Source organism: Xenorhabdus miraniensis, from assembly GCF_002632615.1.
This window is the reverse complement of sequence record NZ_NITZ01000001.1, coordinates 320,415-346,547: the sequence shown is the minus strand read 5'-3', so window position 1 is coordinate 346,547 and position 26,133 is coordinate 320,415. Positions and strand designations below refer to the sequence as shown.

Annotated in this window: 19 protein-coding genes and 3 tRNA genes; 14 read left to right on the top strand and 8 right to left on the bottom strand. The window is 44.6% G+C overall.

What is annotated here, in order from left to right:
• The first annotated feature begins 533 nt into the window (after positions 1-533).
• Positions 534-887: a DUF805 domain-containing protein gene (locus Xmir_RS01505; RefSeq protein WP_099112710.1), complete on the top strand. Its 354-nt coding sequence runs from the start codon at positions 534-536 to the stop codon at positions 885-887.
• 169 nt (positions 888-1,056) lie between these two features.
• On the opposite strand, the gene Xmir_RS01500 is transcribed toward Xmir_RS01505, so the two are convergent.
• From Xmir_RS01500 to rsgA, 4 genes are all read right to left on the bottom strand, one after another.
• Positions 1,057-2,262 carry an MFS transporter gene (locus Xmir_RS01500; RefSeq protein WP_099112709.1) on the bottom strand — a complete coding sequence of 402 codons (1,206 nt, stop codon included), beginning with the start codon at positions 2,260-2,262 and terminating at the stop codon, positions 1,057-1,059.
• A 12-nt stretch (positions 2,263-2,274) separates the two neighbouring features.
• Positions 2,275-5,619 (bottom strand): miniconductance mechanosensitive channel MscM, encoded by a 3,345-nt coding sequence (gene mscM / locus Xmir_RS01495; protein ID WP_099112708.1) that lies wholly within the window; start codon positions 5,617-5,619, stop codon positions 2,275-2,277.
• A 25-nt stretch (positions 5,620-5,644) separates the two neighbouring features.
• Positions 5,645-6,580: an archaetidylserine decarboxylase gene (gene asd / locus Xmir_RS01490; RefSeq protein WP_099112781.1), complete on the bottom strand. Its 936-nt coding sequence runs from the start codon at positions 6,578-6,580 to the stop codon at positions 5,645-5,647.
• A gap of 94 nt (positions 6,581-6,674) precedes the next feature.
• Entirely contained in the window at positions 6,675-7,733 is a 1,059-nt protein-coding gene (gene rsgA / locus Xmir_RS01485; RefSeq protein WP_099112707.1) for a small ribosomal subunit biogenesis GTPase RsgA, read from the bottom strand.
• 110 nt (positions 7,734-7,843) lie between these two features.
• On the opposite strand from rsgA, the gene orn reads away from it, so the two are divergent.
• The 3 genes from orn to Xmir_RS01470 all read left to right on the top strand — a co-directional run bounded on the left by orn (position 7,844) and on the right by Xmir_RS01470 (position 8,810).
• On the top strand, positions 7,844-8,389 hold the full coding sequence (gene orn / locus Xmir_RS01480) for an oligoribonuclease (RefSeq protein ID WP_099112706.1): 546 nt from the start codon (positions 7,844-7,846) through the stop codon (positions 8,387-8,389).
• Between the two features lie 214 nt (positions 8,390-8,603).
• Positions 8,604-8,679: transfer RNA gene (locus tag Xmir_RS01475), tRNA-Gly, on the top strand.
• A 55-nt stretch (positions 8,680-8,734) separates the two neighbouring features.
• Positions 8,735-8,810 (top strand) — tRNA-Gly (locus tag Xmir_RS01470).
• 71 nt (positions 8,811-8,881) lie between these two features.
• Here Xmir_RS01470 and Xmir_RS01465 read toward each other — a convergent pair.
• The gene (locus Xmir_RS01465) at positions 8,882-12,274 is read right to left on the bottom strand and encodes an indolepyruvate ferredoxin oxidoreductase family protein (protein ID WP_099112705.1); all 3,393 of its coding nucleotides are present in this window, start codon (positions 12,272-12,274) and stop codon (positions 8,882-8,884) included.
• A 381-nt stretch (positions 12,275-12,655) separates the two neighbouring features.
• Between Xmir_RS01465 and Xmir_RS01460 the strand changes: the two genes are divergently transcribed.
• Positions 12,656-12,731: transfer RNA gene (locus Xmir_RS01460), tRNA-Gly, on the top strand.
• Between the two features lie 12 nt (positions 12,732-12,743).
• Here Xmir_RS01460 and Xmir_RS01455 read toward each other — a convergent pair.
• The gene (locus Xmir_RS01455) at positions 12,744-13,217 is read right to left on the bottom strand and encodes a substrate binding domain-containing protein (protein WP_279627199.1); all 474 of its coding nucleotides are present in this window, start codon (positions 13,215-13,217) and stop codon (positions 12,744-12,746) included.
• A 374-nt stretch (positions 13,218-13,591) separates the two neighbouring features.
• Here Xmir_RS01455 and Xmir_RS01450 point away from each other — a divergent pair, with 374 nt between their 5' ends.
• Positions 13,592-15,025 (top strand): 4-hydroxyphenylacetate 3-hydroxylase family protein, encoded by a 1,434-nt coding sequence (locus Xmir_RS01450; RefSeq protein ID WP_099112703.1) that lies wholly within the window; start codon positions 13,592-13,594, stop codon positions 15,023-15,025.
• 576 nt (positions 15,026-15,601) lie between these two features.
• Here Xmir_RS01450 and queG read toward each other — a convergent pair.
• Positions 15,602-16,759 carry a tRNA epoxyqueuosine(34) reductase QueG gene (gene queG, locus Xmir_RS01445; RefSeq protein ID WP_099112702.1) on the bottom strand — a complete coding sequence of 386 codons (1,158 nt, stop codon included), beginning with the start codon at positions 16,757-16,759 and terminating at the stop codon, positions 15,602-15,604.
• Positions 16,760-16,963: 204 nt separating this feature from the next.
• Here queG and tsaE point away from each other — a divergent pair, with 204 nt between their 5' ends.
• The 6 genes from tsaE (at position 16,964) to hflX (ending at position 23,574) form a co-directional block, all read left to right on the top strand.
• On the top strand, positions 16,964-17,428 hold the full coding sequence (gene tsaE, locus Xmir_RS01440; protein ID WP_099112701.1) for a tRNA (adenosine(37)-N6)-threonylcarbamoyltransferase complex ATPase subunit type 1 TsaE: 465 nt from the start codon (positions 16,964-16,966) through the stop codon (positions 17,426-17,428).
• 14 nt (positions 17,429-17,442) lie between these two features.
• Entirely contained in the window at positions 17,443-18,774 is a 1,332-nt protein-coding gene (amiB, locus tag Xmir_RS01435; protein WP_167385922.1) for an N-acetylmuramoyl-L-alanine amidase AmiB, read from the top strand.
• 52 nt (positions 18,775-18,826) lie between these two features.
• A complete protein-coding gene (gene mutL, locus Xmir_RS01430; RefSeq protein ID WP_099112699.1) occupies positions 18,827-20,851 on the top strand; it encodes a DNA mismatch repair endonuclease MutL in 2,025 nt (674 codons plus the stop codon).
• Positions 20,844-21,785, top strand: coding sequence for a tRNA (adenosine(37)-N6)-dimethylallyltransferase MiaA (miaA, locus tag Xmir_RS01425; RefSeq protein ID WP_099112698.1), 942 nt, complete (start codon positions 20,844-20,846; stop codon positions 21,783-21,785). Before mutL ends, miaA begins: the two co-directional genes overlap by 8 nt.
• Positions 21,786-21,893: 108 nt before the next feature.
• Entirely contained in the window at positions 21,894-22,196 is a 303-nt protein-coding gene (hfq, locus tag Xmir_RS01420; protein ID WP_099112697.1) for an RNA chaperone Hfq, read from the top strand.
• A 97-nt stretch (positions 22,197-22,293) separates the two neighbouring features.
• A complete protein-coding gene (gene hflX, locus Xmir_RS01415) occupies positions 22,294-23,574 on the top strand; it encodes a ribosome rescue GTPase HflX (RefSeq protein WP_099112696.1) in 1,281 nt (426 codons plus the stop codon).
• Here hflX and Xmir_RS24240 read toward each other — a convergent pair.
• Positions 23,554-23,835: a hypothetical protein gene (locus Xmir_RS24240; RefSeq protein ID WP_208620371.1), complete on the bottom strand. Its 282-nt coding sequence runs from the start codon at positions 23,833-23,835 to the stop codon at positions 23,554-23,556. The genes hflX and Xmir_RS24240 overlap by 21 nt on opposite strands.
• 59 nt (positions 23,836-23,894) lie before the next feature.
• Between Xmir_RS24240 and hflK the strand changes: the two genes are divergently transcribed.
• Together hflK and hflC are read left to right on the top strand one after the other, a co-directional pair.
• The gene (hflK, locus tag Xmir_RS01410; RefSeq protein WP_099112695.1) at positions 23,895-25,127 is read left to right on the top strand and encodes an FtsH protease activity modulator HflK; all 1,233 of its coding nucleotides are present in this window, start codon (positions 23,895-23,897) and stop codon (positions 25,125-25,127) included.
• A gap of 2 nt (positions 25,128-25,129) precedes the next feature.
• On the top strand, positions 25,130-26,128 hold the full coding sequence (hflC, locus tag Xmir_RS01405) for a protease modulator HflC (protein WP_099112694.1): 999 nt from the start codon (positions 25,130-25,132) through the stop codon (positions 26,126-26,128).
• The last annotated feature ends 5 nt before the right edge of the window (positions 26,129-26,133 follow it).

Genomic DNA, 26,133 nt, shown 5'->3' with positions numbered 1-26,133 from the left:
ATGATAAATTGATGTCATGACCCCATATAACAAAACAGGTCGGTTTTTAAAAATGAAGGAGGAAGAATGGGTTGTAAATATTGATGAGCGAGTTTTTGATGATGGATTTCTGTTAAAATTATGTAAATAAATTCGTGGTTGTCGCAGCATTTTTTGATTTTTTGCTCTTGGGTAGTGAAATAAAGTATTTTTATGTCGATATTAGTTATTTTATATATATAACATGATTAACTATCATCATTGAAAATAAACCAACCTCTAACGAGTGTTAATAATAAATTTATTGGCTTTATTTTTTGGATAGTTTTGTGTGTAACTTTGATATGTGCCAGAGATATTTATATTGGATTTATTTAGAATTTGGCATTGGGAAGAATTTTTTAATTCATTATCTAATAATGATATAAATAATACAGTATTACTCTGGGAATAATAAAACATAGACTTTAAAAGGTAAATAAGTGTAAAGTTAATCATCCTTTATAGTTTGTCTGCTTTTTATTTATATAATCTAATTTCAATTAAGTGATATTATGAATTGGTATCTTGGTGTCTTTACAAAATATGCTATATTCTCAGGGCGTGCCCGTCGTAAAGAATATTGGATGTTTTATTTGTTCAATATGATTGCAATCCTGGCACTCTGTATATTGGGTTCAGCAATTGATGTGTCTATTGGTTTGGTCTTGGTTGGTGCTTATACGCTTTTCTCCTTAATTCCAAACATCTCAGTAACGGTGCGTCGACTTCATGATACTAACCGCTCTGGATGGTGGATTTTATTGATTTTTGTTCCATTATTAAACATTGCTTTATTCGTATTTACCCTGTTGGAAGGTACTCAGGGAGATAACGAATACGGAGCAGATCCGAAAAAAATTCGTTAATAATTTAAGTTATAGCCTAAATTAAAAGTTCAGTTTGCCATCATTTTTAAACGCTGTTCATAATTTTCGGACAGCGTTTTTTTTATAAAAAATCGCTGTAAGCGAATAATGCCTCTCTTCTGAATATTATAGATTATTTATTTCTTGCTAACCTAAGAAATTGTCGTTTTCACTTTTCTCCCCTTTGTATCAGCCCGTAAATTCCTAATCCGCCGAATACCACTACAGCCATAATCAATGGTGTTTGCCTGGCAAGGCTGGATTCCAGTACTGTACCAAAACAGAGATACCCGACAGGTACAGCAAGGAATCGTGTCGAGGAAAACAGCGTCATTATGCGGCCAAACAATTTTTCTGGTACTTGGCGTTGAATCAGAGTGGCTTCAACGGGTGCAGAAAACCCAATGCACATGCCAATAGCGAAAAGCTGGATGAACAGGACATATTGCCCGCTGAATAGGTTCAGGGATATCAGGGATAGCACGAATAGACTGTATCCCAAAAGGATGATGCGGTTGCTGGAAAAATATTTTCCATAAACACCATACAGCAATGAAGAAAGTGTTGTTCCTGCACCAAAACAAGTCATTGAGATACCGAGGCTTAAAACAGAATTAAATTCCTGTTTATTTAAATACGGTAAATAAACGATCAGGAGCGGTGTGAGCACAAAATTAACGACTGAACTGATGATAAGTACGGCAAAAAGATCTTTTTCAGATTTTATATACCTGAATGCTTCAAGGAAATAATGACATGATAAAGGGGGCGTTTTAGTGACTTCATTGATATCGGCGACAAAGTATTTTTTCAGAATAATCAGCCCCAGTGCGACAGCCAGAAAACTTATGGCATCGAAATATAAGGCATTGATCGTACCGAGCAGGGCGATAATGAATGATCCGATAACAGGGCCGATCAAATCGCAAATATTCTCAACGGTGCTGTTGATCCCATTGATCAACTCATGTTCCCGTTTATTTTTCCTGATCTCCTTTGCCAGCATCACATCTTTTGCCAATCTCCCCGGAGAATCCAGAATAGTGGAAAATATTAGCAAAACAGCCAACAGATAGAAGTGCAGTATATCCATTGTATAAAACACTGGGATCAGCAGGACACTGAGGAAATTCACCACATCAGATAACACTGAAATGCGGAACGCCCCGTATTTATCCACTAGTTGTGCGCTGAAGAAAATGGAGAAGATCAACGGCAGGATTTTTGCGGACATCACTGTAGCAACCAAAAGCGGGCTACCCGATATTTCCAGAATCAGCCACGGAATAGCAATCTCAGTAATGGCGTTTCCTAAAATAGAAACACCATTTAATGCCAATAATCCGCTAACTTGAAAAGGTATGCGTTTGATCATGTCGCAGTAATATTAGAGTGCCCCTGATTTACGTGGTGGATTTCGGCCCGAAGTATTGGCTGTCGAACTACGTATTTCTTGACCAAAAATATCAACACGTGCCTGAAAAGGCGGGAATGGCAAGGTAATATCATGTTTGCGGAATTCCTGCAAAATGTGCTGGTGCACTTCATGACGGGCAGGCATACGGTGCCCCATTTCTGCGGCATAAGCACGCAACTCGTAAATCTGAATACCTTGCTGCAAATCTACCAAATAGACTTCCGGCGTCGGATTATCGAGAATTAATGGTGAGCTTTTGGCGGCAGTCATTAATATGTCGGTAGCATATGCGGATTCAGTATCGGCTGGTACAGGGATAGTCAGAACGATACGGGTGATCGTGTCAGACAGAGACCAGTTGATGAACTGCTCAGTAATAAAGGCCTTATTGGGAACAATAATTTCTTTTCTATCCCAGTCAGACAGAGTGGTTGCACGTGTATTGATCTTCGTGATACTGCCGGTCAGGCCACGTATAGTCACGGTATCGCCAATTCGGATGGGCTTTTCAAACAGGATAATCAAGCCAGAAATAATATTGGTGAAAATTTCCTGTAAACCAAAACCAAGACCCACCCCCATCGCGGCAATCAGCCATTGAAGTTTAGACCACTCAATACCCATCAGGGAGAAGCCAACCAAGCCACCAATCAGGGTAATACTGTATTTGGTCAACGCTGTGATGGCATAACCTGTACCTGGTGATAGATCCAAATGCTGTAACAGGGCAAGTTCCAGCAATGCCGGTAAATTACGGACAAGTTGCGTAGTAATGATGATAACCAATATCGCAACAAGTATTGCGCCGAGAGTAATTGGCTGGACAGTATCGACACCGTTTATGGTCGTACTCACGTTCCAGAGCCTGATATTTTCAAGGAAAGAAAACGCTGAATGTAATTCAGACCACAATAGAATGAGTGAAACGAGCGCAAGCATTGTCAGGATCGAACGTACTAACCCTAATGACTGGGCGCTGATTGCATCCAAATCAATAACAGGTTCTTCAACTTCGATAGAGCCTTCTACACTGCTGTTGATATTGCTTGAATCCTCTTCGCTTTTGGCGCGTTGGGCCAGTATTTCTGCACGGCGCTGTTTGGCACGCTCAAAAGCAATTTTGCGCCGTTGGATCAGCATCCATCGACGAATAATGTGGTAAATGACCAGCAAGAAAAACCAGATAGCAACGGAGGTTTCCAGACGCCCCAGCAAAGCCTGTGATGTTTGCAAATAGCCGAGGATCGAAGCAAACGCTGCTAAGATTGGGGCAGAAAGCAGTATCCACCATAGGACAGAACTAACGATATTTTCACCTGATCCATATTTGTCCATGTAAAGCGGGATACCGGCGCGTTTTAGGCTGTTAGTCACCAGACTTAAGGAAATACAGAGCATCACAAAACAGAGCCTGCCGAGGGTAGGGGTAAATTCCCGGTCGCTGTAGTTGTTAAAGGTGATTAATGCCATCATGAGAGGCACGATCAGGAAAATGGACAGGCGATAGAAACGCATTGCCCGTTTTATGCGCTCTTCAGGCCAGCGAAAATGTGCGATAAATAAGCCATTCGGATGAGCAAACGCGGCACTGAGCATAAAGATCCATAGAACTGGCGTTGTTGCACGTACACCATCACCAATTGCGTTAGCCATCGGATATTGCCACGCATTTTGCAGGCCATAACCAATGGCTGACCAGAGCATCGGCAGCGGCAATGCCGCGATGATAGACCAGAAAACAGTGCGCAAAGTAAGAGAGAAATGATCTTGTGTCACTTTGCCGATGCGATTGCTGGAACGCTCAAGAAAAGCATGATACTGGCGGTGCGAGCTGATACTGAAAATCACTAGTAGCAAAGTACCTAGCAAATAGAGCAGAGTATCCTGTGTGGTCAGCATATTATGGATTGCTGCACCTAACTGTGAAAATGTATCCAGAGACAGAAGGCGCGTCAGAGCTTGCACTACCTGTAGTGGATAATCCAGCGATATGGAATTAACATCCGCGACCCAGAACAGATAGCGATGAGTGGCGTCCCTAACTTCTTTCACCGCATCATTTAATTGATTGGTGGCTACTTTGAGCTTTGTTAATTCCAGAATTTCGTTGTCATACCCTGAAAGCAGAGAATTTAACAGCTCTTTCCGAGTCCGGGTCAGGGATTCATAAACTTGTTTCTGTGCCGGAGTCAGGGAATGATATGAAGATGACGTCTGGTCAGGGTCGTTCTGTGAATGTTCCAGCATATCCTCGTATTTCAGCCTTTCAACCCGCAATTCGGCAATACTTCTGTCGAGTTGCTGGGATTTTGGCATATCAGGGATACGAGTGACCTGAGCTCTTAAAGCTTCCCCAAGTGCAGTGGAGTCGCTTAGCCATTGTGCTTGTTCACGAATAGTATTAAGTGTCTGGCGTACCAGCAAAATATCACTGGCAGCCTTGCGCTGTTGTGATCCAATAACATCCATGCTCTGAGTTTGGTGGCTGAGCATTTGTGATAATTGGCGGTTTTGCTGAAGCTCATCCAGCAAAAATTGTGGCAGTTTCCCTCCACTCTGTTCTGCCAGCATTTCGGTATGTTCAAGTGCGGATTCTGCTTTTTGTTGGCGTTGGCTGTTTAGCTGACTGCGCAATTGTTGGAGTTTAAGATCCAGCCGTTGATAGCGCTTTTTAAATAAATCGGCCCGTATGCGGGCAATTTCTTGTCGGTTATTAGCAGAAAGTTGTGCCATTTCCAGTTCATTGGTCACGGCTTTACGGGCGTTGACTTCTGCTTGGGCCAAAGTCAATTGTGCTTCAGAGAGGGGAGAGGCAGGTGAACCCAAAGATTGGAGGCGGGACGTCGCTTCTGTCAGCAGACGTTTTGCTTCAACCTGTTGCTGAGGCAACTGGTTCATGGAGTCGCTGATTTCCCGGATCTTATCCTGTTCTTGCTGTAATTGGCGTCCCTGTTCCAGTAATTCGCTACTAACCTGAATAATTTGTTGTTCTAAGTTACTGATAGACTGATTAGCAGGAATGGGGGGAACAGTATTACTTTCGGCAAGAATTTTCTGACGTAATTCTCTGATGATAGATGGAAAATCATCAATCGACTGTTGATACTTTTGAGTGCGCTCATCGGCGGATTTTGTATCGTTAACCCAATTTATAGCCCCTTGAAGTGCTTGCGCGATTTCAGAACCTTGTGGATTCTTACTACCTTCAACCTGCTTTAGCTCTTGTTTCAGCTGGGTTTCATCCAACTGTGTGATAGCGGCAAAAGCCGGATTTGCAATCAACAGGCTGAGAAGTAAACTGATAATCAGGCGCACAATAAGGGGCTCCTTGGATCTAAAATTAGCTGACGATGTCTTTGCTCATTGGTTCATCATTGATTGGTTCATCGGTGTTCTCTGTCGATTCTTCTGCCGTGATAGCCTGAGCCAGCAAACCACCCATGCGGGTTTGTGAACCGCTGTATAAATTATTGGCAAAATTCACCTGATTGGAAGCAAACAGGTTGATAACAGTTGAACCAAGTTTGAAGCGCCCCATTTCCTCTCCTTTTTTGAGAGAAACTGCACCTTCTTCACCTTCTGCCGGATACGCCCAGCGTTTGATGATGCCTTCACGTGGTGGTGTGACACAACCGCTCCAAACGGTTTCAATACTGCCAACAATCGTTGCACCCACCAGAATTTGTACCATTGGCCCGAATGCTGTTTCAAACACACAGATGACACGTTCATTACGCGCAAACAAATTGGGTACATTGGTTGCCGTCAATGGATTGACTGAAAACAGATCGCCGGGAACATAGATCATTTCTTTTAGCACACCGTCGCATGGCATATGGACACGGTGATAATCTTTTGGCGATAAGTAAGTGGTAATAAACTGGCCGTTGCGGAATTGCCCGGCGAGTTGATATTGCCCTGCCAGAAGAGCTTCAACAGTGTAGTAGTGGCCTTTGGCTTGAATAATTTGCTCTTCGCGGATCGCCCCAAGCTGGCTGACGGTTCCGTCTGCCGGCAGAGCCAATTGATTGGCTTCACTGACGATAGGGCGAATGTCTTCCTTCAATGGGCGGACAAAAAACTCATTGAATGTTGAGTAAGCAGTGAATGAAGGGTCTTTGGCTTCATTCATGTCCACTTTATAAGTTTTGGCGAAAGCTTTGATTACAAGTTGTGTCAGCCAGCCAGCCTTTTTATTGGCAAACCAGCCTGCCAAATTTGTAATACATTGTTTTGGCAGTAAATATTGTAACCTGATTTTAAGATTATCCAGCACGTCAACCTCTTGGATTTTTTTCTGGCAAATTGGACAAAAGTTTTCTATTGTACCTGCCATTATTTTGAATGTCAGGGTATCGTTAATTATTGTCTTATTTTTGACCGCCTGTGAAATTTCGGCGTGGTTTAACTTGTGCCATGCTTTCCAGAATCCGGTGATAATTTTCGAAACGCTCTTCTGCAATAATGCCTTGTTCTAACGCTTCTCTTAAGGCACATCCCGGGTCATCGTGATGTTTACAGTCCCGGAATTTGCATCCGCCAAGGTATTCCCGGAACTCAATAAAGCCTTGTGTAACCTGCTCTGGCGTCAGGTGCCATAATCCGAACTCACGAACACCCGGAGAGTCGATTACATCGCCCCCTAACGGGAAATGATAGAGGCGTGCTGTCGTGGTGGTGTGCTGACCTAGGCCGGAGTTATCAGAAACTTCGTTAACTAGGATATCTTCTTCAGTATCAGGCAGCAGGGTATTGAGCAAGCTGGATTTTCCAACGCCGGACTGCCCTGCAAAGATGCTGATTTTATCAGCCAACAGGGAGGTAAGTTCAGAGATCCCTTCACCAGTATGGCTGGAAACCTCTAGGACGCGATAGCCGATATTGCGGTAAATGTTCATGACATCGTTAACCCATGTACGGCTTTCGGGATCCAGCAGATCGACTTTATTGAGTACGAGCAAAGGCTCGATGTTGAGTGTTTCACATGCGACTAAATAGCGATCAATAATATTCAGTGAAAGCTCAGGCAATATAGCGGAAACAATCACAATTTGGTTGATATTTGACGCGATGGGCTTGATACCATCGTAGTAATCGGGGCGTGTCAGTACAGAAGTACGCTCATGAACCGCTTCTACGATCCCATTAACTTTGACATCAGATTGGAGTTGCAACGCTGGGCGCCATACAACACGGTCACCAGTCACTAATGAGCGGATTGTTCTGCGAATATTGCAACGCTGTATGGAAGAATCTGCGGCCTCAATATCGGCATGTTGCCCGAATCGGCTGATCACCAGCCCTTCCTGTGGGTCACCAAACTGGCTATCATCCATTTCTGGTTTGTTGGCATTAGCCTTGTTCAGCCTGCGCTGATGATTGGCTTGCACACGGCGTTGCTGCCCTTTGGAAAGTTTACTTTTAGCCACCGAACCTCACTTATTTTATCTATCTTGCTGTTTATCGCTGTGAATGATCAAAAACGTTATGATACATCACCGATACAGACTACCTCTTTTGAAGGAAACTAGGATATATCATGTCAAAAAGTGAGAACAATCTTATCTGGATAGATTTAGAGATGACGGGATTAGATCCCGAGCGGGATCGCATAATCGAAATCGCAACGATTGTCACAGATTCAGAGTTAAATATCCTTGCAGAAGGCCCTGTGATTGCAGTGCACCAGTCAGATGAGCAATTGGCATTAATGGATGACTGGAATGTGCGGACGCATACTGCCAGTGGGTTGGTCGAGCGAGTGAAACAGAGTCGGTTTGATGATGCTCAGGCAGAGAAGGCGACTATCGCTTTTCTGGAACAGTGGGTTCCGGCAGGAAAATCGCCAATTTGTGGCAACAGTGTGGGGCAAGATCGCCGTTTCCTGTTCCGTTATATGCCAGAGTTGGAGAAATATTTTCACTACCGTTATTTGGATGTCAGTACGCTGAAAGAGTTGGCCCGTCGTTGGAAACCTGAAATGTTGTCAGGGTTCAGTAAGAAAAATACCCATCAGGCATTGGATGATATTCGGGAATCCATTGCTGAATTGGTGTATTACCGTGAGCACTTTATCCAGAAATAGACGTTATCCAGAAAAAAATCAGGAATTGGTAAAAGGCTTGTATGTAAATTGATCGCTTTGTTGATGATTAAGCGGATGGTTTGCCGATTTAATCATCAATCAGAGAAAAAATGCGATTTTTTATGTTTTGGGGCTTGCCAGAAGAATAATTCCTCGTATAATGCGCTCCCCGTACCGATGAATAATTTCAACAGTACGTCACACCAAGATTTAAGCGGGAATAGCTCAGTTGGTAGAGCACGACCTTGCCAAGGTCGGGGTCGCGAGTTCGAGTCTCGTTTCCCGCTCCAAATTATTAAAAGTTATGCGGGTGTGAAGAATTAGGCCGATATCAGCCATAAAAATGCGGGAATAGCTCAGTTGGTAGAGCACAACCTTGCCAAGGTTGGGGTCGCGAGTTCGAGTCTCGTTTCCCGCTCCAAATTCAGGACGGTAGATTTTATAAGAATCTGCAAGTCATAAAAAAAGCGCCTTTCGGCGCTTTTTTTATTGTCACATCGTTTTTTGTAATTCTTTCAGCAGGGTATCCTTACATTCCATCATATATTTCATCGCTTTTTGCTTCACATGTCCAAAACCACGCACTTGATTAGGCAATTCTGCAATTTGCTGACAGATTGCCAAATTATTGCTATCCATTTTTTCGATCAAAACATCGATTAATCGCTCATACTCAAGCAGCAAATTTCTTTCCTGCTTACGCTCTTCCTGATAGCCAAAAATATCGAAAACAGTGCCACGCAGTGATTTACACGCGGCAAGGAAGCGGAGGATAGGAATAATCCATGAACCGTATTCCCGTTTTCCTCGTTGACCTGTGCGGGGATCTTTACGATTGAGAAGGGGAAGGCTGAGGTGAAAGCGAATTTTATTTGTATTATCGAATTGGGTTTGGAGATTATCGAAAAAATCGGTTTTGACAAAAAGGCGTGCAACTTCATATTCATCTTTGTACGCCATCAATTTAAATAAGTTTTCAGCAACGGCTCTGGTAATTTCTTCGGCATCAATCTGTTGCGCTACCATCTGAATTTGGGCAACACGGCTGAGATAATGTATCGCGTATCTTTCATTCTGATAATCAACCAGTAATTGATATCGATGCATCACGAGGTCATCCAGGCTTTTTATGCTTTTTTGTGGATGAATATTTAAATGCTCTTGTAAAATCTCTGGCTGCACAGCCGCGATACGGCCTATCAGAAAAGCCCGTCGCGCATTATCCGCTGAATTTCCCAGCTTTTGAATGGTATTGTTGATAGAAGATAACGTGATCGGGAGTTTGCCGAGTTGCCAGGCATAACCGATTAATATGATATTTGTTTGATTCCGGTCCCCTACCAGATGAGTAGCCATCATTTCTGCATCAATAGAGAGTAAGGTATGAGTATGTTGGTTAAGTTGCTCTAGCATCTTAGGTTGATCAAGATCCAACATCGGGGCTCGGAGCATTGCGCCAATTTGCGTTTCATGAGTGTTCAGGATACATTTCGTCGAACCCCTCGACATAACTTCCAGCGCATTTTGCCCTATCGCAGCCACGAGATCAGCAGCGATAACCAGATTAGCTCTCCCTCGATCAATCCTGACTTGATGCAATTTATTGGCGTTATGGCATAACCGAATATGGGTTAGTGCTTCCCCTCCCTTTTGGGCAAAACCGGTAAAATTGAGCAAGTTGACGGCACAATCATCTAATTGGGCGGCATTTGCAAGCAGATGTCCTGCGGTGACGATGCCTGTACCGCCGACCCCAACCAATAGGATTTCATAAGGGGTTTCTGCCAAGGCGGGTGTTGGTAGTGGTAGCTTCTGGATAATTTTTTCTAAATCGGTTTGTGAGAGAATTTTGCTGAGATCGGGACATGGATTGGCATTTTCGACGGTGATAAAGCTTGGGCAAAATCCTTTCAGACAGGATAAGTCCGAATTACAAACGTGTTGATCTATCGTGCGCTTAGTGCCTAAAAGGGTTTTTGTCGGGATCACAGCGAGACAATTCGATTGTATTTGACAATCACCACAGCCTTCACAAATTTGCTCGTTAATGACAGCACGTCTCATCACTTTGGGGGCTAATCCACGTTTTCTTTTACGGCGAAGCTCTGTAGCACACTCTTGATCGTAGATGATAACGGTTACGCCAACAATCTCACGAAGTCGTTTCTGTATATCTTCCAGATAATCCCGTCCATAGAACTTCACATTGGCGGGAAGACGGCTTTTATCTTTATATTTATATTTATATTTATCAGGACGGTCTGTCACGACAACGACTTCTTTTACCCCTTCTGAAATCATCAAAGAGGCAATTTGTAATATTGTAATGCTTCCATCCAGTGGCTGCCCGCCTGTCATTGCAACGGCATCATTAAACAATAACTTATAGGTAATGTGACTTCCCGCAGCAACAGATTGACGGATAGCTAAGTGACCGGAATGAAAATAGGTTCCATCTCCCAGATTCTGAAATACGTGAGAGCGATTGACAAAAGGGGCATGTCCTATCCAGTCGACACCTTCTCCTCCCATTGGCGTGAGACCGTTTCCTGTGTTGCGATCCATCCACGCAGCCATGACATGGCATCCTATGCCAATTTGAGCTTGGCTACCGTCCGGCAAGCGGGTTGAAGTGCTGTGAGGGCATCCTGCACAAAAATAAGGTGTTCGTTTAGGCAAAGTGGCATCATGCGGAATAATCGCTGCCGACCATTCTGGCGGTACGGAGAGAAAGAGACCGAACGGTTGTAACCATCCAGAAAGTGGAGTTGCGATCCGTGAGGGACGTAATTCTATGTCAGCCGGCAACAATTTTTGACCGAGATGGTTGTGTTTTCCTATCAGATTGACGCTTTTTCGTAGCTTAACTAATTGATGTGCTAACAGTATTTCAACGATGGCTGCTTTCTCTTCAATGACAAAGATATCAGTCACTTGTGCAGCTAGTTCGCTGAGAAGCGGCGATAAAGGAAAAACCAAGCGTACATGAAGAAGCGCGATTCCTTGTTGTGCCAATTCGGAAGGTGTCAGCCCTCCAACACGCAGAGCTTCCATGACATCCTGATGGGCTTTGCCAACTGTGACCAATAAGGCGCGTGGATGTTCACAAGGTGTGAGGAGATAATCAATGGGGTTCAGTTTGGCAAAATCTTCAATGGCTTTTAGTTTATAGGTTAAACGCTTTTCAATCTGCGGGCCGGGGAGATCTGGCCAACGCCAGTGTAGCCCATCGGGGCCAGAATCAACGTGAGGGATTTTGTACTCGGGGAAGGGTTTACTTTCTCTGATGGCACCACTTTCCACAACTTCACTGATCGCCTTGAATCCAAACCATGCGCCACTTACGCGTGAGGCTGCCCACCCCCATAGACCAACATCGAGGTAATCAGCAACCGATGCCGGATGCAAAATAGGCATACTCCATGCCATCATCGCGAGATCGGATTGGTGGGACATGGAAGAAGAGACACAGCCATGGTCATCCCCGACGATAACCAACACACCACCGTGTGGTGAGGAGCCATAGGCATTGCCATGTCTCAGTGCATCGCCAGAACGATCGACTCCCGGCCCTTTGCCGTACCACATCCCAAAGACACCATCAACTTGCCTGTCAGGGTCAGATTCCACTTTCTGTGTACCTACCAGTGCATCTGCCGCAAGATCTTCATTGACTGCCGGCTGAAACCGAATATTAGCTTGAATAAGCTCTTTGCTGTGTTGCCATAATGTTTGATCTAAACGGGCTAAAGGTGAACCGCGATAACCCGAAACGAATCCCGCTGTATTAAGATTATGGAGTTCATCTAATTTAGCTTGAGCGAGTAGAAGGTCAACCAGCGCTTCAGTGCCTGTGACAAATTTAGATTGATAATATCGAGCCATATCTTTGACCCTCTCTGAAGAGAATAATCATCTAAGTAACGACCAAAATTGATGCTAATCTATTTCTATCAAATGGTTACGACAAGCATAAATCTTATTAGATGTTAGTTATTTGTTTATTTAATGTTAATTTCATGGGATCTAAGCTATTCTAAATAATTGCAACGAAGATGGCATGTCATTTTTGTGTAAGAACTGAGCGGGTGTCTTTTGAGCGTTTAGCATGAAGATAAATGTAAAGGGCTTGCCATCTTATCTGGACATGTTCATAATGGCGCGCATTCCTGATGTGCAGGTTAAGATAATTGTTTTGCTATTCATAGTATTGACTAGTGTTAACCAGTATTCAGGTATCTCCGGCTAATAATAGCCATCAGCGACGCGGGAATAGCTCAGTTGGTAGAGCACAACCTTGCCAAGGTTGGGGTCGCGAGTTCGAGTCTCGTTTCCCGCTCCAATCATTCTTACCTCATTCTGTTTTCTTAAGTTTATCAATATCCTTCCAACATAATGCTATCCAATCAATCAACACCGATATCCGATTAGGAACATAGTGACTTTTCATTCTTAGAAGATGAACAGGTAAAGCAGATAACTGCCAGTCAGGTAATAGTCTGATGAGTTTTCCGCTATCAATGGCTTCATCAAACAGCCAGGCTGGGCCTGCATGAATTCCTGCACCATGGTACACAGCTTGGTAAATCGCACCGACATTATTCAGGTAAAAGCTACCGGATAGCTCTACTTGTTCTATTTCATGTTTGCGAACTACATGATTGCGAAACAGTTGTAGGCGAGTGGGAGAAATATGCTGGTGGAGCGAATAAATAATCGACTTATGATGACTCAAATCTTGCGGATGCTTTGGTGTACCATGTTTTAGCAGGTATTCAGGGCTGGCGCACAATATTCCGGGCATATTGCCTAATTTTTTGGCAATCAGAGTCGAAGAAGGTAATCCATCTATTATTCATTATCACGATAGCGCTGGAATTTGATATCGCTTTTCTGACCAATCCACAGGAGTATATCCCAGTATGTTGAAAAGTAAGTTCTTTTTCGTTGGCACTGGGAAGGCAGTGTATCTCCATGATCATCATTAAAAACCTGCTGGCTGTAGCATTATTACAGTGGGTATCGGTGGTACTAATAGATCCTCTTTTTCAGCAATGTTTTGATCATACGCATATGTATTGTAATTATGTCTGTCCTTAATAGAGCCATTATCTTTATAAATTAGGAATTCGGTGTTGATTAAAAAGACTTCTTTTCTTGATCTTTAAAACAATCGTCATTATTGATGGGAGTATAGAAAAGATGATAAGAACCGGAGAACGATATCTTGATGATCTGCGTGATGGACGAACCATTTTTATTAATGGAGAGAAAGTTACAAATCATGTGGATCATCCCGCGTTCAGAAATGCTATCAGGTCTGTAGCGAATTTATATGATTATAAAGTTAAGCATGCTGATAGCATGGCCTTTAAAACAGCAACAGGAGAGCAAATCAGCCTGTACTGGGAATTACCTTCTACACCGGAAAAATTAGTTGCACGCGGTCATGCTGCCTATGAATGGGCGAAACAGACGGTTGGCTGGTTGGGCAGAAGCCCTGATTATACTCCATCGGCACTTACAGGAATGCTGACGCATATTGAGTTATTTGAATCTTATTCACAAGAGCGAGCGGATGCTCTGCGGAATTATTTTGCTTATGCGAGTGAAAAAGATCTCTATCTGACTTACGCACTGATTAGCCCACAAGGTGATCGTTCAAAAACACCGGGTGAGCATACTAAAAATATTTATCACACTCTTGGTGTGGTGGAAAAGAATGCGAAAGGCATTGTTGTCAGAGGTACAAAGATGCTGGCAACCGGGGCAGCTCTGGCAGATGAAGTTTTTGTTGGTACGCATTACCCCCTTAAACAGGGCGTTGATGAGCGATATGCACTCTCTTTTGCTATGCCACTTAATACGGATGGCATCAAAATCATTTCAAGACAATCTTACGAACTAGGGGTAAATCCCAAGGATTATCCGCTATCGTCCCGGTTTGATGAAAATGATTCCATGCTCTATTTTGATGATGTTTTGGTGCCCTGGGAAAGGGTCTTTGTCTTCGAAGATATTGAGATGTGCCTCAGACAGTTAGACTCAACGGCGACAGAAGTGATAATGGATACTCAAGGCCTGGCTCGTTATGCTGTGAAATTGCATTTTTTGGCGGGGTTGGCTCAGAATATGGCTGAGATAAACGGCGTGTGTCAGATCCCTGCCGTGAAGGAATCACTTGCACAGTTAGCCTGTTATGCCATGAATATGGAAGCGCTGTTTAAAAGCGTCATCCATTGCCCAAAAATATATAACGGATTTTATATACCAGATAAGACCCTGCTTTATACATATCGGGTTATGTCGCAGTCAATATATCCTAATGTGTTGGAAATAATCAGAAAGTTAGCGGGTGGAGGCATTCTGATGTTGCCATCCAGTGAGGCAGATTTAGAAAATGATGAAATTTTAGGAATAATTGAGAAAACACAATATTCGTCAGTTGCTTCCTCTATCGAAAGAGTCAGGCTGATGAAGTTAGTGTGGGATGCGGTTGGGTCAGAGTTTGCTTCAAGGCATCATCAATATGAATTGTTTTATGCTGGTGCCCCTTATCAGACGTTAGGACGTTTTTATAAGCAATATGATTGGGAATCATCAAGGGCGTTGGTTGAGAAGGTAAAAGTGCCATAGTCGGTAAGGGAAAGTGCCAGCGTGGAGATGTTGGCACTTATTACAATCCATATCTTATTTTCCAACAGCTACCTGACTTCTACCCCAATTATATAGCCTATTAAAAATGCAATCCCCGCCAAAAATAAATTGTCGATAAAGCGCTTGCTATCCTGCTCTAACAAGTCCATAATGCCGCCTCATTTTTGAAGAGGCAGAGGAAAATTTCTCCACTAGCGTCTAGAATGGATGAGTGGGTTTTTTATTTCACTGCTGATTTCTGGTGTTTTCTACTAGAATTCAATTCTTGTTTTTATCCACAGAATTTAAAATTACAGTCATATTGAGTCACTTGATGATGCTCTACTTGTTGCACAGAGTTATCCACAGGGGGCTTTGCCGTGTTTGAATATTTTGAGTTATCACCCAAGGTAATGATTTATATTTAACTTATTGATTAATTAAAGTAATTAACTTCATTTCAAAATACATTGATCAATACTTGCCCATGATTTGTTTATTGTTCAGAAAAGCATTTTTATTTTATTCACAAGGAAGCTGACGGTTTTTTTAACAAAAAATTTGATTGGTTGATTGTTAAGCATCTCTGGGTAGGCCTTTAGTAATAGCACGTATCAAACGTTTTTGTTGTGAGGTCTGAACTTCGATTGAATTAGCATTACGGCGGATTGTTTGTTGATCAATGGCCCAGTGGATATGTTCATCCAAAACATCACTTAATCCCGTTCTTTTTTCCAAAGCTAGCACGATGTCATCTTGGTAAGGCGCATTGCCTAAGGCAACAGAAATGTTGCGCAGCCAACGCAAATACCCAATGCGACGAATTGCTGAACCTTCCGTGATGCGCAGAAACTTTTCTTCACTCCAACTGAACAGATCAAGCAGCTCTGGAGTATGCAGTGCTGCACGTGGGCTGAAATCAGCTTCATCCGTTAATTGTGAAAAACGGTTCCACGGGCAGATAAGCTGGCAATCATCGCAGCCATAAATCCGGTTACCCATTAATGGACGAAATTCTTCCGGTATTACGCCTTCCAATTCAATTGTCAGATATGAAATGCACCGCCGGGCATCAATGGTATAAGGCTCAACGATGGCCCCTGTCGGACAAGTTGTCATGCAGGCCACACATCGCCCACATTGTTCTTCTTGGGGAGCATCAACAGGTAAGGGAAGATCGATCAGCAATTCACCGAGGAAAAACCAGGAGCCTGAATCTCGATTTAATATAAGTGAGTGTTTACCAACCCACCCAAGCCCGGCTTTTGCTGCCAGTGGGCGTTCCATGATAGGAGCAGAATCGACAAAAGGACGAAAATTCAGAGTCCCCTGATATTCATGGGTGGTGCAATAGTCTTGGATCGTATCGCCTAGTTTTTTGAGACGTTGGCGCAGCAGTTTATGATAATCTCTGCCCAACGAATAGCGGCTAACATAGCCCATTTGTGGATTGTTAAGCGTACTGGCAAAAGCCGCTTTAGCGGGCAGATAATTCATGCGCACACTGATAACCCGCAAAGTTCCGGGCAGCAGTTCATGGGGACGGGCGCGCATCATACCGTGACGTGCCATCCAGTCCATTTCGCCATGGTATTGCTTATCAAGCCATTCCTGTAGCTTCGGTTCTTCTGCCGATAAATCAGTGTCACAGATACCGACTTGTTGGAAACCGAGGGAAATACCCCATTGTTTGATATTTGCTGCTAGAAGATTCAGATCGAGAGGGGCTGCCATGGGATATCAATTTACTGCTGTAAGAGGAACGTAGATTAACACAGTGTAGGTTGAATACAAAAAATACGGAATATGGCGTTACAGCGCTGCATAAGATATTCAATGATCATGCCTGAGTTATGTTATGGTTATCGGTTAAGCTATTTTGCTGATATGTCTATCTGTTCAGGCTCTTAATTCAATAAATAAAATAGATATTTTTCGATGAAAGAACTCGTTTTACCACTTCCAAATGAAAATGCCACAGTTGCATTGGGTAATGCAGTGGCATCAGTCGGCGATCGCGGCTATGTTATTTATTTATATGGTGATCTTGGCGCAGGAAAAACCACATTTAGCCGTGGTTTCCTACAGGCGCTCGGCCATCAGGGGCATGTGAAAAGCCCAACTTATACGCTGGTCGAACCTTACGCTTTACAACCACGACCTGTCTATCATTTTGACTTATACCGTCTGGCTGATCCTGAAGAGCTGGAATTTATGGGGATCCGTGATTATTTCCACCAGGATGCTATTTGTTTGGTGGAATGGCCTCAACAAGGCGTTGGTGTTCTGCCTGATGCCGATATTGAGCTGCATTTGAGTTATGACAGCGAAGGCCGGCAGGCGCGTTTTGTTGCGTTATCTGAATATGGTGAAAGTCTGTTGGATAATTTGAAGTCCTTATGAAGGAATACCCGACCATGATGAATGCCTTTTGCGTGAATGTGGTAAAAAAATGGCATGCCCACTGGGTGATGGCCTGTGTTTTGTTTATCATGTTGAGTCAGTTGGTCATGACAACGGCTATGGCGGCTACGTTGTCGAATGTTCTTGTGAATAATAGCCCCTCTGAGGCCACAGTAACGTTGGAATTCACTGGTGGGCGCCCTGATTATCGATTTTTTCCTCTGTATTCTCCCGAACGATTAGTCGTGGATATTCGTCAATCTGGCAAAATCGTTGGTCTACCGATGCGCTTATCCGGGCAGGATTTGGTCAGGCTGGTACGTTCCAGTCAGCCGCCTGATGCACATCATCAGAGGGTTGTGCTGGAATTGGCGAATAAAGCTACAGAGACGTTTTCAGTGAAGAAAACAGGTAGTAAATATCAGCTGGTTATTACCCTAAAAACTAAGGGGGCAGTGAATAATAGAGCACCTATTTTCAGGGATAATGCTGCTAAAAATGAAAGTAAGCGATCACTTGCTTCTGATGCTCAGTCAATGAAACCGGAGGCAAAACCTGCCCCGAAATCTCATGAATCCACGAACCTTAATGATAAGAGCGTGAAAAAACAGGCAATTCAATCTGGAAAAAGTATCCGCCCGATTGTGGTTGCCATTGATGCAGGGCATGGTGGGCAAGATCCCGGTGCGATTGGTCAACGTGGATTGAAGGAAAAAAATGTAACTATTAGTGTTGCCCGTAAACTGGAAGCACTTTTACGCAGTGATCCCATGTTTAAGCCTGTACTGACGCGGAATGGCGATTATTTTATCTCTGTGGCGGGACGTTCCGAAGTTGCCCGTAAGCATAGAGCCAATATGTTGATATCGATTCATGCGGATGCGGCTCCTAATCGTGGTGCCAGAGGGGCTTCTGTCTGGGTGCTCTCTAACCGCCGTGCAAACAGCGAATTGGGTAATTGGCTGGAACAGCATGAGAAGCAATCCGAGTTGCTGGGAGGCGCAGGAGATGCCCTTGCCAATGGCACTGACCCATATTTGAGTCAGGCTGTGTTGGATTTACAATTCGGCCATTCCCAGAGAGTTGGTTATGATGTCGCTATGCAAGTATTGAGCCAGCTCACCAGAATTGGTTCTTTGCATAAACGCACGCCAGAGCATGCGAGCCTCGGTGTTTTACGCTCGCCGGATATCCCGTCTATTTTAGTGGAAACCGGCTTTATCAGTAATCTGTCTGAAGAAGAGTTATTGGGTTCCAATCAATATCAGGAAAAATTGGCGCAAGCCATCCATTTAGGATTACGTCATTATTTCCAGACTAATCCATTGCAGACAGCGCCAAAGTAACCAATATATCTGCCTATCAGAATAGGCTTAAAATCGTAAGTAAGGTCGAATAATGGCTATCAAGATATTACCCCCACAATTGGCAAACCAGATTGCCGCCGGTGAAGTGGTTGAACGCCCTGCATCAGTGGTGAAAGAATTGGTGGAAAATAGCCTTGATGCCGGTGCTACCCGCATTGATATCGATATTGAACGTGGCGGCGCAAAGTTGATTCGAATCCGTGATAATGGCTGCGGAATCAGTCAACAAGACCTTACGTTAGCATTGGCACGTCATGCCACCAGTAAAATTGCTTCATTGGATGATTTGGAAGCGATTATGAGTATGGGCTTTCGTGGAGAAGCGCTGGCGAGTATCAGTTCTGTTTCTCGGCTGACATTGACCTCTCGCCCTGAAAACCAGACAGAAGCGTGGCAATCTTATGCCGAAGGCCGTGATATGGAAGTGACGGTTAAACCTGCTGCGCATCCTGTGGGTACGACGGTTGAAGTGTTGGATCTGTTTTATAACACGCCTGCCCGCCGCAAATTCCTGAGAACGGAAAAAACGGAGTTTGGTCACATTGATGAAGTGGTACGCCGAATTGCACTGGCGCGGCTGGATGTTGCCATCAACCTGAATCATAACGGAAAGCTGGTGCGCCAGTATCGTCCCGCTAAAGACGAATCTCAGCATGAACGGCGTTTGGCTGCGATTTGTGGTGCGGCGTTTGTACAGCAGGCTTTGGCGTTGTCATGGCAACATGATTCCCTGTCCATTAAAGGTTGGGTGGCTGACCCAATGAGCGCTACGGCAGGAGGCGATATTCAATATTGCTACGTCAATGGACGTATGATGCGGGATCGGCTGATTAATCATGCGATTCGCCAAGCCTATCAAGATTTGATTCAAGGGGAGCAACAGCCTGCTTATGTTCTGTATTTGGAGATTGATCCGCATCAGGTGGATGTCAATGTTCATCCCGCCAAACATGAGGTTCGTTTCCATCAAGCGCGGTTGGTGCATGATTTTATTTATCAGGGTGTGTCTGCGGTATTGAAACAACGTAGCAAGGACGCGGAGTTAGCGTTTGGTTGTCAGGAGACGGCTGCAAATTGGGTGCCAGAGAATCGCCCTTCTGCGGGAGAAAACCATTTTCTTCGAAAGAGCAACGTACCCGCGGATTCTGAATCTTCCCGACGTCATGATACTGATGAAAACGGCAATAACGGCAATAACGGCAAAAAGCAGGAACATGGGGAACGACAGTATTCAAGCCGTGAAACACAGCCATCGCATCATGGAGAAGGCTATCAGAAAAAACAGGGTGAACTGTACCAGAATTTGATGCAGTTTTCACCGGAAGAAAAGCGTCCTTTGTTCCCGCAAAGAGTCACCTCAACGCCTAATCCGTCAAGTTCCGGCTCAATGTCTGTTCCGGTCATCCCAGTGCAACCGGGGCAGGGAAAAAATAATGCGGTTAGTATTGGCAATACGTATCACCTTGAAAAATCCAGTGGCCTTGAAAAATACACGTTCGGAAAGGTATTGAGTATTTATGCTGATTGCCATGCCTTGATTGAATCGCCATTAGGGATAGGTTTACTCTCGCTTCCAGTCGCTGAGCGCTGGTTGAAGCAGGTGCAACTGACACCGGGAGAACTGACACCGGGAAAACAGGGGCTTAAATCTCAGCCTTTGTTGATCCCGCTGAAGCTTGCTCTCAATCAGACAGAAATGAACACCTTGAAGCAAAATAGTGAGCTACTGAAGACTTTTGGTATTGAATCGACAGTCGCACATGGAAAAGTGACCATTCATGCGGTATCGTTGCCTTTGCGTCAACAGAACCTGCCAAAACTTCTGCCGGAGCTGTTGGATTACCTTGGCGGATTGTCAGCCGCTTCTACTGAGCAGGTGGCAATTTGGCTCTCCCGTCATTTGGGTAGTGAGCATGAAACGTGGAACGTCGCACAAGCCGTCCAACTTTTGGCTGACGTCGAGCGTCTTTGCCCTCAACTGGTGGTATCGCCACCGGAAGGGTTATTACAGTTAATTGATTTACAAGCAGTGGTGGCACGCCTTAATCATGAGTGATTTAAAAACTCAACATCTGCCGACAGCCATTTTTATCATGGGGCCAACGGCTTCAGGAAAAACGGCATTATCGATCGCCTTGCGTCAGCATCTTCCGGTTGAATTAATCAGTGTTGATTCCGCGTTGATTTACCGTGGAATGGATATTGGGACAGCAAAACCTTCCGCAGAAGAGCAGGCACAGGCACCCCATCGCCTGATTGATATTCTCGATCCTGCCGAAACCTATTCCGCTGCCGATTTTCGCCGTGATGCTCTAAAAGAAATGGCAGAGATCACGGCGGCGGGGAGAATTCCACTCCTGGTTGGTGGAACCATGCTATATTTCAAAGCATTGCTGGAAGGATTATCGCCTTTGCCCTCTGCCAATCCTGAAGTTCGGGCGCAGATTGAACAGCAGGCAGCAGAGATTGGATGGGATGAATTGCATCGGCAGTTACAGGAAATTGATCCGGTTGCGGCTGTAAGGATTCATCCTAATGATCCACAACGTCTTACTCGTGCACTGGAAGTTTTTCGAATTTCGGGTAAAACTCTAACTGAATTGACAGAAACGTCTGGAGAAATATTGCCGTATCGCGTTCATCAATTTGCGATCGCGCCTGCAAGCCGTGAAATTTTGCATCAGCGTATTGCAGCCCGTTTTGAACAAATGATCAAATCAGGGTTTGAAGATGAAGTGAAAGCGCTTTATGCTCGTAGTGATTTGCATACAGATTTACCCTCCATTCGTTGTGTTGGTTATCGTCAGATGTGGTCCTACCTCGCAGGCGAAATATCTCATGATGAGATGATCTATCGTGGTATCTGTGCGACGCGCCAGCTGGCGAAACGTCAGATTACGTGGCTCAGGAGTTGGGACAATGTGACTTGGTTGGATAGCGATCAACCTAAACAATCACTAAACACAGTCATGCAGGTTATTAGTACATAAATTCATTGATTGTGTACAATTGATCGGTACAAAGCATCATTTTTGAGTAGTTACTTTTTCGAACCAATCGGTTCTTAGTTAAAAACAACAAAATAAGGAAAATATAGAATGGCTAAGGGGCAATCTTTGCAAGATCCATTCCTGAATGCTTTACGGCGTGAAAGGGTCCCGGTTTCTATTTATTTGGTCAACGGCATCAAATTACAGGGTCAGATTGAATCTTTTGACCAATTTGTCATTTTACTGAAAAACACTGTCAGTCAGATGGTTTATAAACATGCCATCTCAACTGTTGTTCCTTCCCGTCCTGTGTCTCATCATGGTAGCAATCAGAATGTGACAACTGGCGTTGGAAATTATCATGCTGGTGCTAACCCGGCAGTACAACAGGAAACTGATGCCACTGAGTAAGCCAGTGGCTGTGCATGACGTAAATAAAAACATAGGTAGGGAGACTTTACCTATGTTTTTTCCTATGGATTTTTACTTAGCCTGAGGGGTTGCACCGTTGTTTGATCGTTATGAAGGCGGAGAATTAGCCGTTCTGGTGCATGTTTTCTTCTCACAGGAAAAAGATACGGAAAATCTCAGTGAGTTTGAGTCATTGGTAACTTCCGCAGGTGTTTCTCCTGTGCAGATTGTAACGGGAAGCCGGAAGGCGCCTCATCCGAAATATTTTGTCGGAGAGGGTAAGGCAGAGGAAATTGCCGAAGCTGTCAAAAACAGTGGCGCAGATGTGGTTTTATTTAACCATACACTCAGCCCGGCCCAGGAACGTAATCTTGAACGCTTGTGCCAATGTCGCGTCGTTGATCGCACGGGCGTGATCCTGGATATTTTTGCTCAGCGGGCAAGAACGCACGAAGGCAAGTTGCAGGTTGAATTGGCGCAATTGCGTCACTTATCTACCCGTCTGGTACGGGGCTGGACCCACCTTGAACGCCAGAAAGGGGGAATAGGTCTGCGTGGTCCCGGAGAAACTCAGCTGGAAAGTGACCGTCGTATGTTGCGTGACAAAATCAAACAGATTTTGGGGCGCCTCAGCAAAGTTGAAAAACAGCGTGAACAGGGGCGTCAGGCACGCAACAAGGCAGATATTCCTACCGTTTCTCTTGTTGGCTATACCAATGCAGGGAAATCGAGCTTATTTAATAAAATAACTTCTGCTGAAGTTTATGCAGCTGATCAGCTTTTTGCCACCTTAGATCCGACTCTGCGCCGAATAGATGTGGATGACGTTGGTGCCGTGGTTTTGGCGGATACAGTGGGTTTTATCCGTCATTTGCCTCATGACCTGGTTGCAGCATTTAAAGCGACTTTGCAGGAAACCCGGCAGGCAAAATTGCTGCTGCATGTTGTCGATGCGGCTGATAGCCGTCTTGATGAAAACATCATTGCTGTTGATAGTGTCCTTGAAGAGATTGAATCTAATGAAATTCCTTCTCTCTTGGTCATGAATAAAATCGATATGTTGGAAGATTTTGTTCCACGCATCGACCGCGATGAGGAAAACCGCCCTGTCAGGGTATGGTTATCCGCGCAGACTGGTGAAGGCATTCCGCTTCTATTGCAGGCCTTGACTGAACGCCTTTCAGGTGAAATTGCACACTATGAATTACATCTTCCGCCGGAAGCGGGGCGTCTGCGCAGTCGTTTCTACCAGCTTCAGGCTATTGAGCGTGAATGGGTGGAAGAAAATGGTCAAATGGGTATTGAAATCAGAATGCCAATGGTGGATTGGCGCCGCCTGTGCAAACAAGACCCAAATTTACCCGACTATGTTGTCTGATTGATTGGCGCAGAGCGACAAACAAGGTATCATTTTACCCGCCATTTCAAGGTGCTTATAGTCATGGCGTAGCGGAGATGGAATGGCGGTGATGAAATGACTGTGCCAAAATTGCAGTGACTGAATTGCACTGTCAAAAGTATCACCAAATAATATTGGTTGCTTACAAAAACAACGAAATTCGTTGTTTCTGCCCATGGAGGCCGCTGTCAGACCTGTCAGGAACAGGCAACGGCCTGTGAAGTGGGAAGCCTCACCCATCAGGGTGGAGAGCAGTCACCTCTGAAAAACCAGTAAAAACTAAAAAGTGGAGCTAAAACATGGCGTGGAATCAGCCCGGTAATAACGGACAGGACCGCGACCCGTGGGGAAGCAGCAATAATAATGGCGGCAACTCCGGCGGCAACAATAAAGGTGGTCGAAACCGTGGGGCAACTGATCTCGACGATCTGTTCCGTAAACTGAGTGAAAAGCTCGGTGGTCTCGGTAAAAACAAAGGTGGAAATGGTTCTGAACAGAACTCTAAATTTGGCGGGCGTCTTATTGGTCTTGCCGTTGCTGTTGCAGTTGTTGTCTGGGTTGTAAGTGGTTTCTATACGATTAAAGAAACAGAGCGTGGTGTAGTTACCCGGTTGGGTAAATTTAGCCACGTTGTTCAGCCTGGCTTGAACTGGAAAATGACGTTTATCGATCGAGTCCGTGCCGTTAACGTTGAATCTGTTCGTGAACTGGCAACATCAGGTGTCATGCTGACATCAGATGAAAACGTTGTACGTGCTGAGATGAACGTTCAGTACCGTGTCACTGACCCCGAAGCTTATCTTTTCAATGTCACCACTCCTGACAACAGCCTGCGTCAAGCAACAGACAGTGCTGTACGTGGGGTGGTTGGCAAATATTCAATGGAAAAAATTCTGACGGCAGACCGTACGATTGTGCGTAACGATACTCAAAAGGTACTGGAAGAAACTATTCGCCCGTACAAAATGGGGATCACGTTGCTGGACGTTAACTTCCAAACTGCACGCCCACCAGAAGAGGTGAAAGCGGCATTTGATGATGTTATCGCTGCCCGCGAAGAAGAGCAAAAAACCATTCGTGAAGCAGACGCTTACAAAAACTCTGTTCTGCCAATAGCCAAGGGTTATGCTCAACGTATCATTGAAGATGCTAAAGCCTATAAAGTGAGTGTGGTATTGAATGCACAGGGTGAAGTAGCAAGTTTTGCCAAAATTCTGCCTGAGTATAAAGCTGCACCGGAAATTACTCGTGAGCGCCTTTACATCGAAACAATGGAACGTGTTCTGAGTCAGACCCGCAAAGTTATTGCAAACGAAAAGAGCAACAACATGCTGGTATTACCATTAGATCAAGTTTTACGTAATCAGTCTGAAGTGCCAACACGCCATCAGGACGTCAAGGTCACCCCAGAACCGCGTAATACGACACAGCCTACGTCTACACAAGGGCGCTCAAATTATAATAACTCCGGTTCAGGCTATGGTGATTTAAACAACCTGCGTGGTGATACGCTAAGACAAGGGAGACCATAATCATGCGTAAGTCGTTCGTCTTTGCTATTGCCACCATATTGGTTGTGCTGTATTCGTCGATATTTATCGTATATGAAGGTCAGCGTGGCATCGTGCTGCGTTTTGGAAAAGTTTTGCGTGACGCTGAAAATAAACCTGTCGTTTATCAGCCTGGCCCGCACTTCAAAATTCCATTTATTGAAACTGTTAAAACGCTCGATGCGCGTATCCAGACTATGGATATCAAAGCTGACCGTTTCCTGACAAGTGAAAATAAGGACCTGATTGTTGACTCTTATCTGAAGTGGCGCATTAACGATTTCAGCAGATATTATCTGGCAACAGGTAATGGAGAAATTTCGCAGGCTGAACTGCTGTTGAAACGTAAATTCAGTGACCGTCTGCGTTCTGAGATTGGTCGTTTGGATGTACGTGGCATCGTGACAGATTCTCGTGGTCGTCTGACAACAGATGTGCGTGATGCGCTGAACTTGGGAACCAGTGATGATGATACTGCCGACAACGAGATTGCTTCGGCGGCGGCCCGAGTGGAGAAAGAAACGAAAGGTAAACAACCAATCCTGAACCCGAACAGTATGGCGGCATTGGGGATTGAAGTTGTGGACGTTCGTATTAAGCAAATTAACTTGCCAGATGAAGTCTCAGACGCAATTTATCAGCGTATGCGTGCAGAGCGTGAAGCGGTAGCTCGTCGCCATCGTTCACAGGGTCTGGAAGAAGCTGAGAAAATCCGTGCAGCTGCGGATAAGACAGCGACTGAAATCAAGGCAGCAGCACAAAGTCAGGCATTGGTTTTCCGCGGTGAAGGTGATGCGGAAGCAACCAAACTGTTTGCTGACGCATTCAGCAAAGATCCGGAGTTCTACGCATTTATCCGTAGCCTGCGTGCTTACGAAAATAGCTTTAAAAATGATGGCAACATTATGGTGCTCAGCCCGGATAACGATTTCTTCCGTTATATGAAAGAGCCATCTAAGCAGCATAATCGTGCGAATGATTAAGTGGT

Coding starts and splice junctions, on each gene's coding strand:
- Xmir_RS01505 (WP_099112710.1), top strand. CDS start 534: ATGAATTGGTATCTTGGTGTCTTTACAAAATATGCTATATTCTCAGGG.
- Xmir_RS01500 (WP_099112709.1), bottom strand. CDS start 2,262: ATGATCAAACGCATACCTTTTCAAGTTAGCGGATTATTGGCATTAAAT.
- orn (WP_099112706.1), top strand. CDS start 7,844: ATGTCAAAAAGTGAGAACAATCTTATCTGGATAGATTTAGAGATGACG.
- Xmir_RS01465 (WP_099112705.1), bottom strand. CDS start 12,274: ATGGCTCGATATTATCAATCTAAATTTGTCACAGGCACTGAAGCGCTG.
- Xmir_RS01450 (WP_099112703.1), top strand. CDS start 13,592: ATGATAAGAACCGGAGAACGATATCTTGATGATCTGCGTGATGGACGA.
- queG (WP_099112702.1), bottom strand. CDS start 16,759: ATGGCAGCCCCTCTCGATCTGAATCTTCTAGCAGCAAATATCAAACAA.
- tsaE (WP_099112701.1), top strand. CDS start 16,964: ATGAAAGAACTCGTTTTACCACTTCCAAATGAAAATGCCACAGTTGCA.
- amiB (WP_167385922.1), top strand. CDS start 17,443: ATGATGAATGCCTTTTGCGTGAATGTGGTAAAAAAATGGCATGCCCAC.
- mutL (WP_099112699.1), top strand. CDS start 18,827: ATGGCTATCAAGATATTACCCCCACAATTGGCAAACCAGATTGCCGCC.
- miaA (WP_099112698.1), top strand. CDS start 20,844: ATGAGTGATTTAAAAACTCAACATCTGCCGACAGCCATTTTTATCATG.
- hfq (WP_099112697.1), top strand. CDS start 21,894: ATGGCTAAGGGGCAATCTTTGCAAGATCCATTCCTGAATGCTTTACGG.
- Xmir_RS24240 (WP_208620371.1), bottom strand. CDS start 23,835: ATGGGTGAGGCTTCCCACTTCACAGGCCGTTGCCTGTTCCTGACAGGT.
- hflK (WP_099112695.1), top strand. CDS start 23,895: ATGGCGTGGAATCAGCCCGGTAATAACGGACAGGACCGCGACCCGTGG.
- hflC (WP_099112694.1), top strand. CDS start 25,130: ATGCGTAAGTCGTTCGTCTTTGCTATTGCCACCATATTGGTTGTGCTG.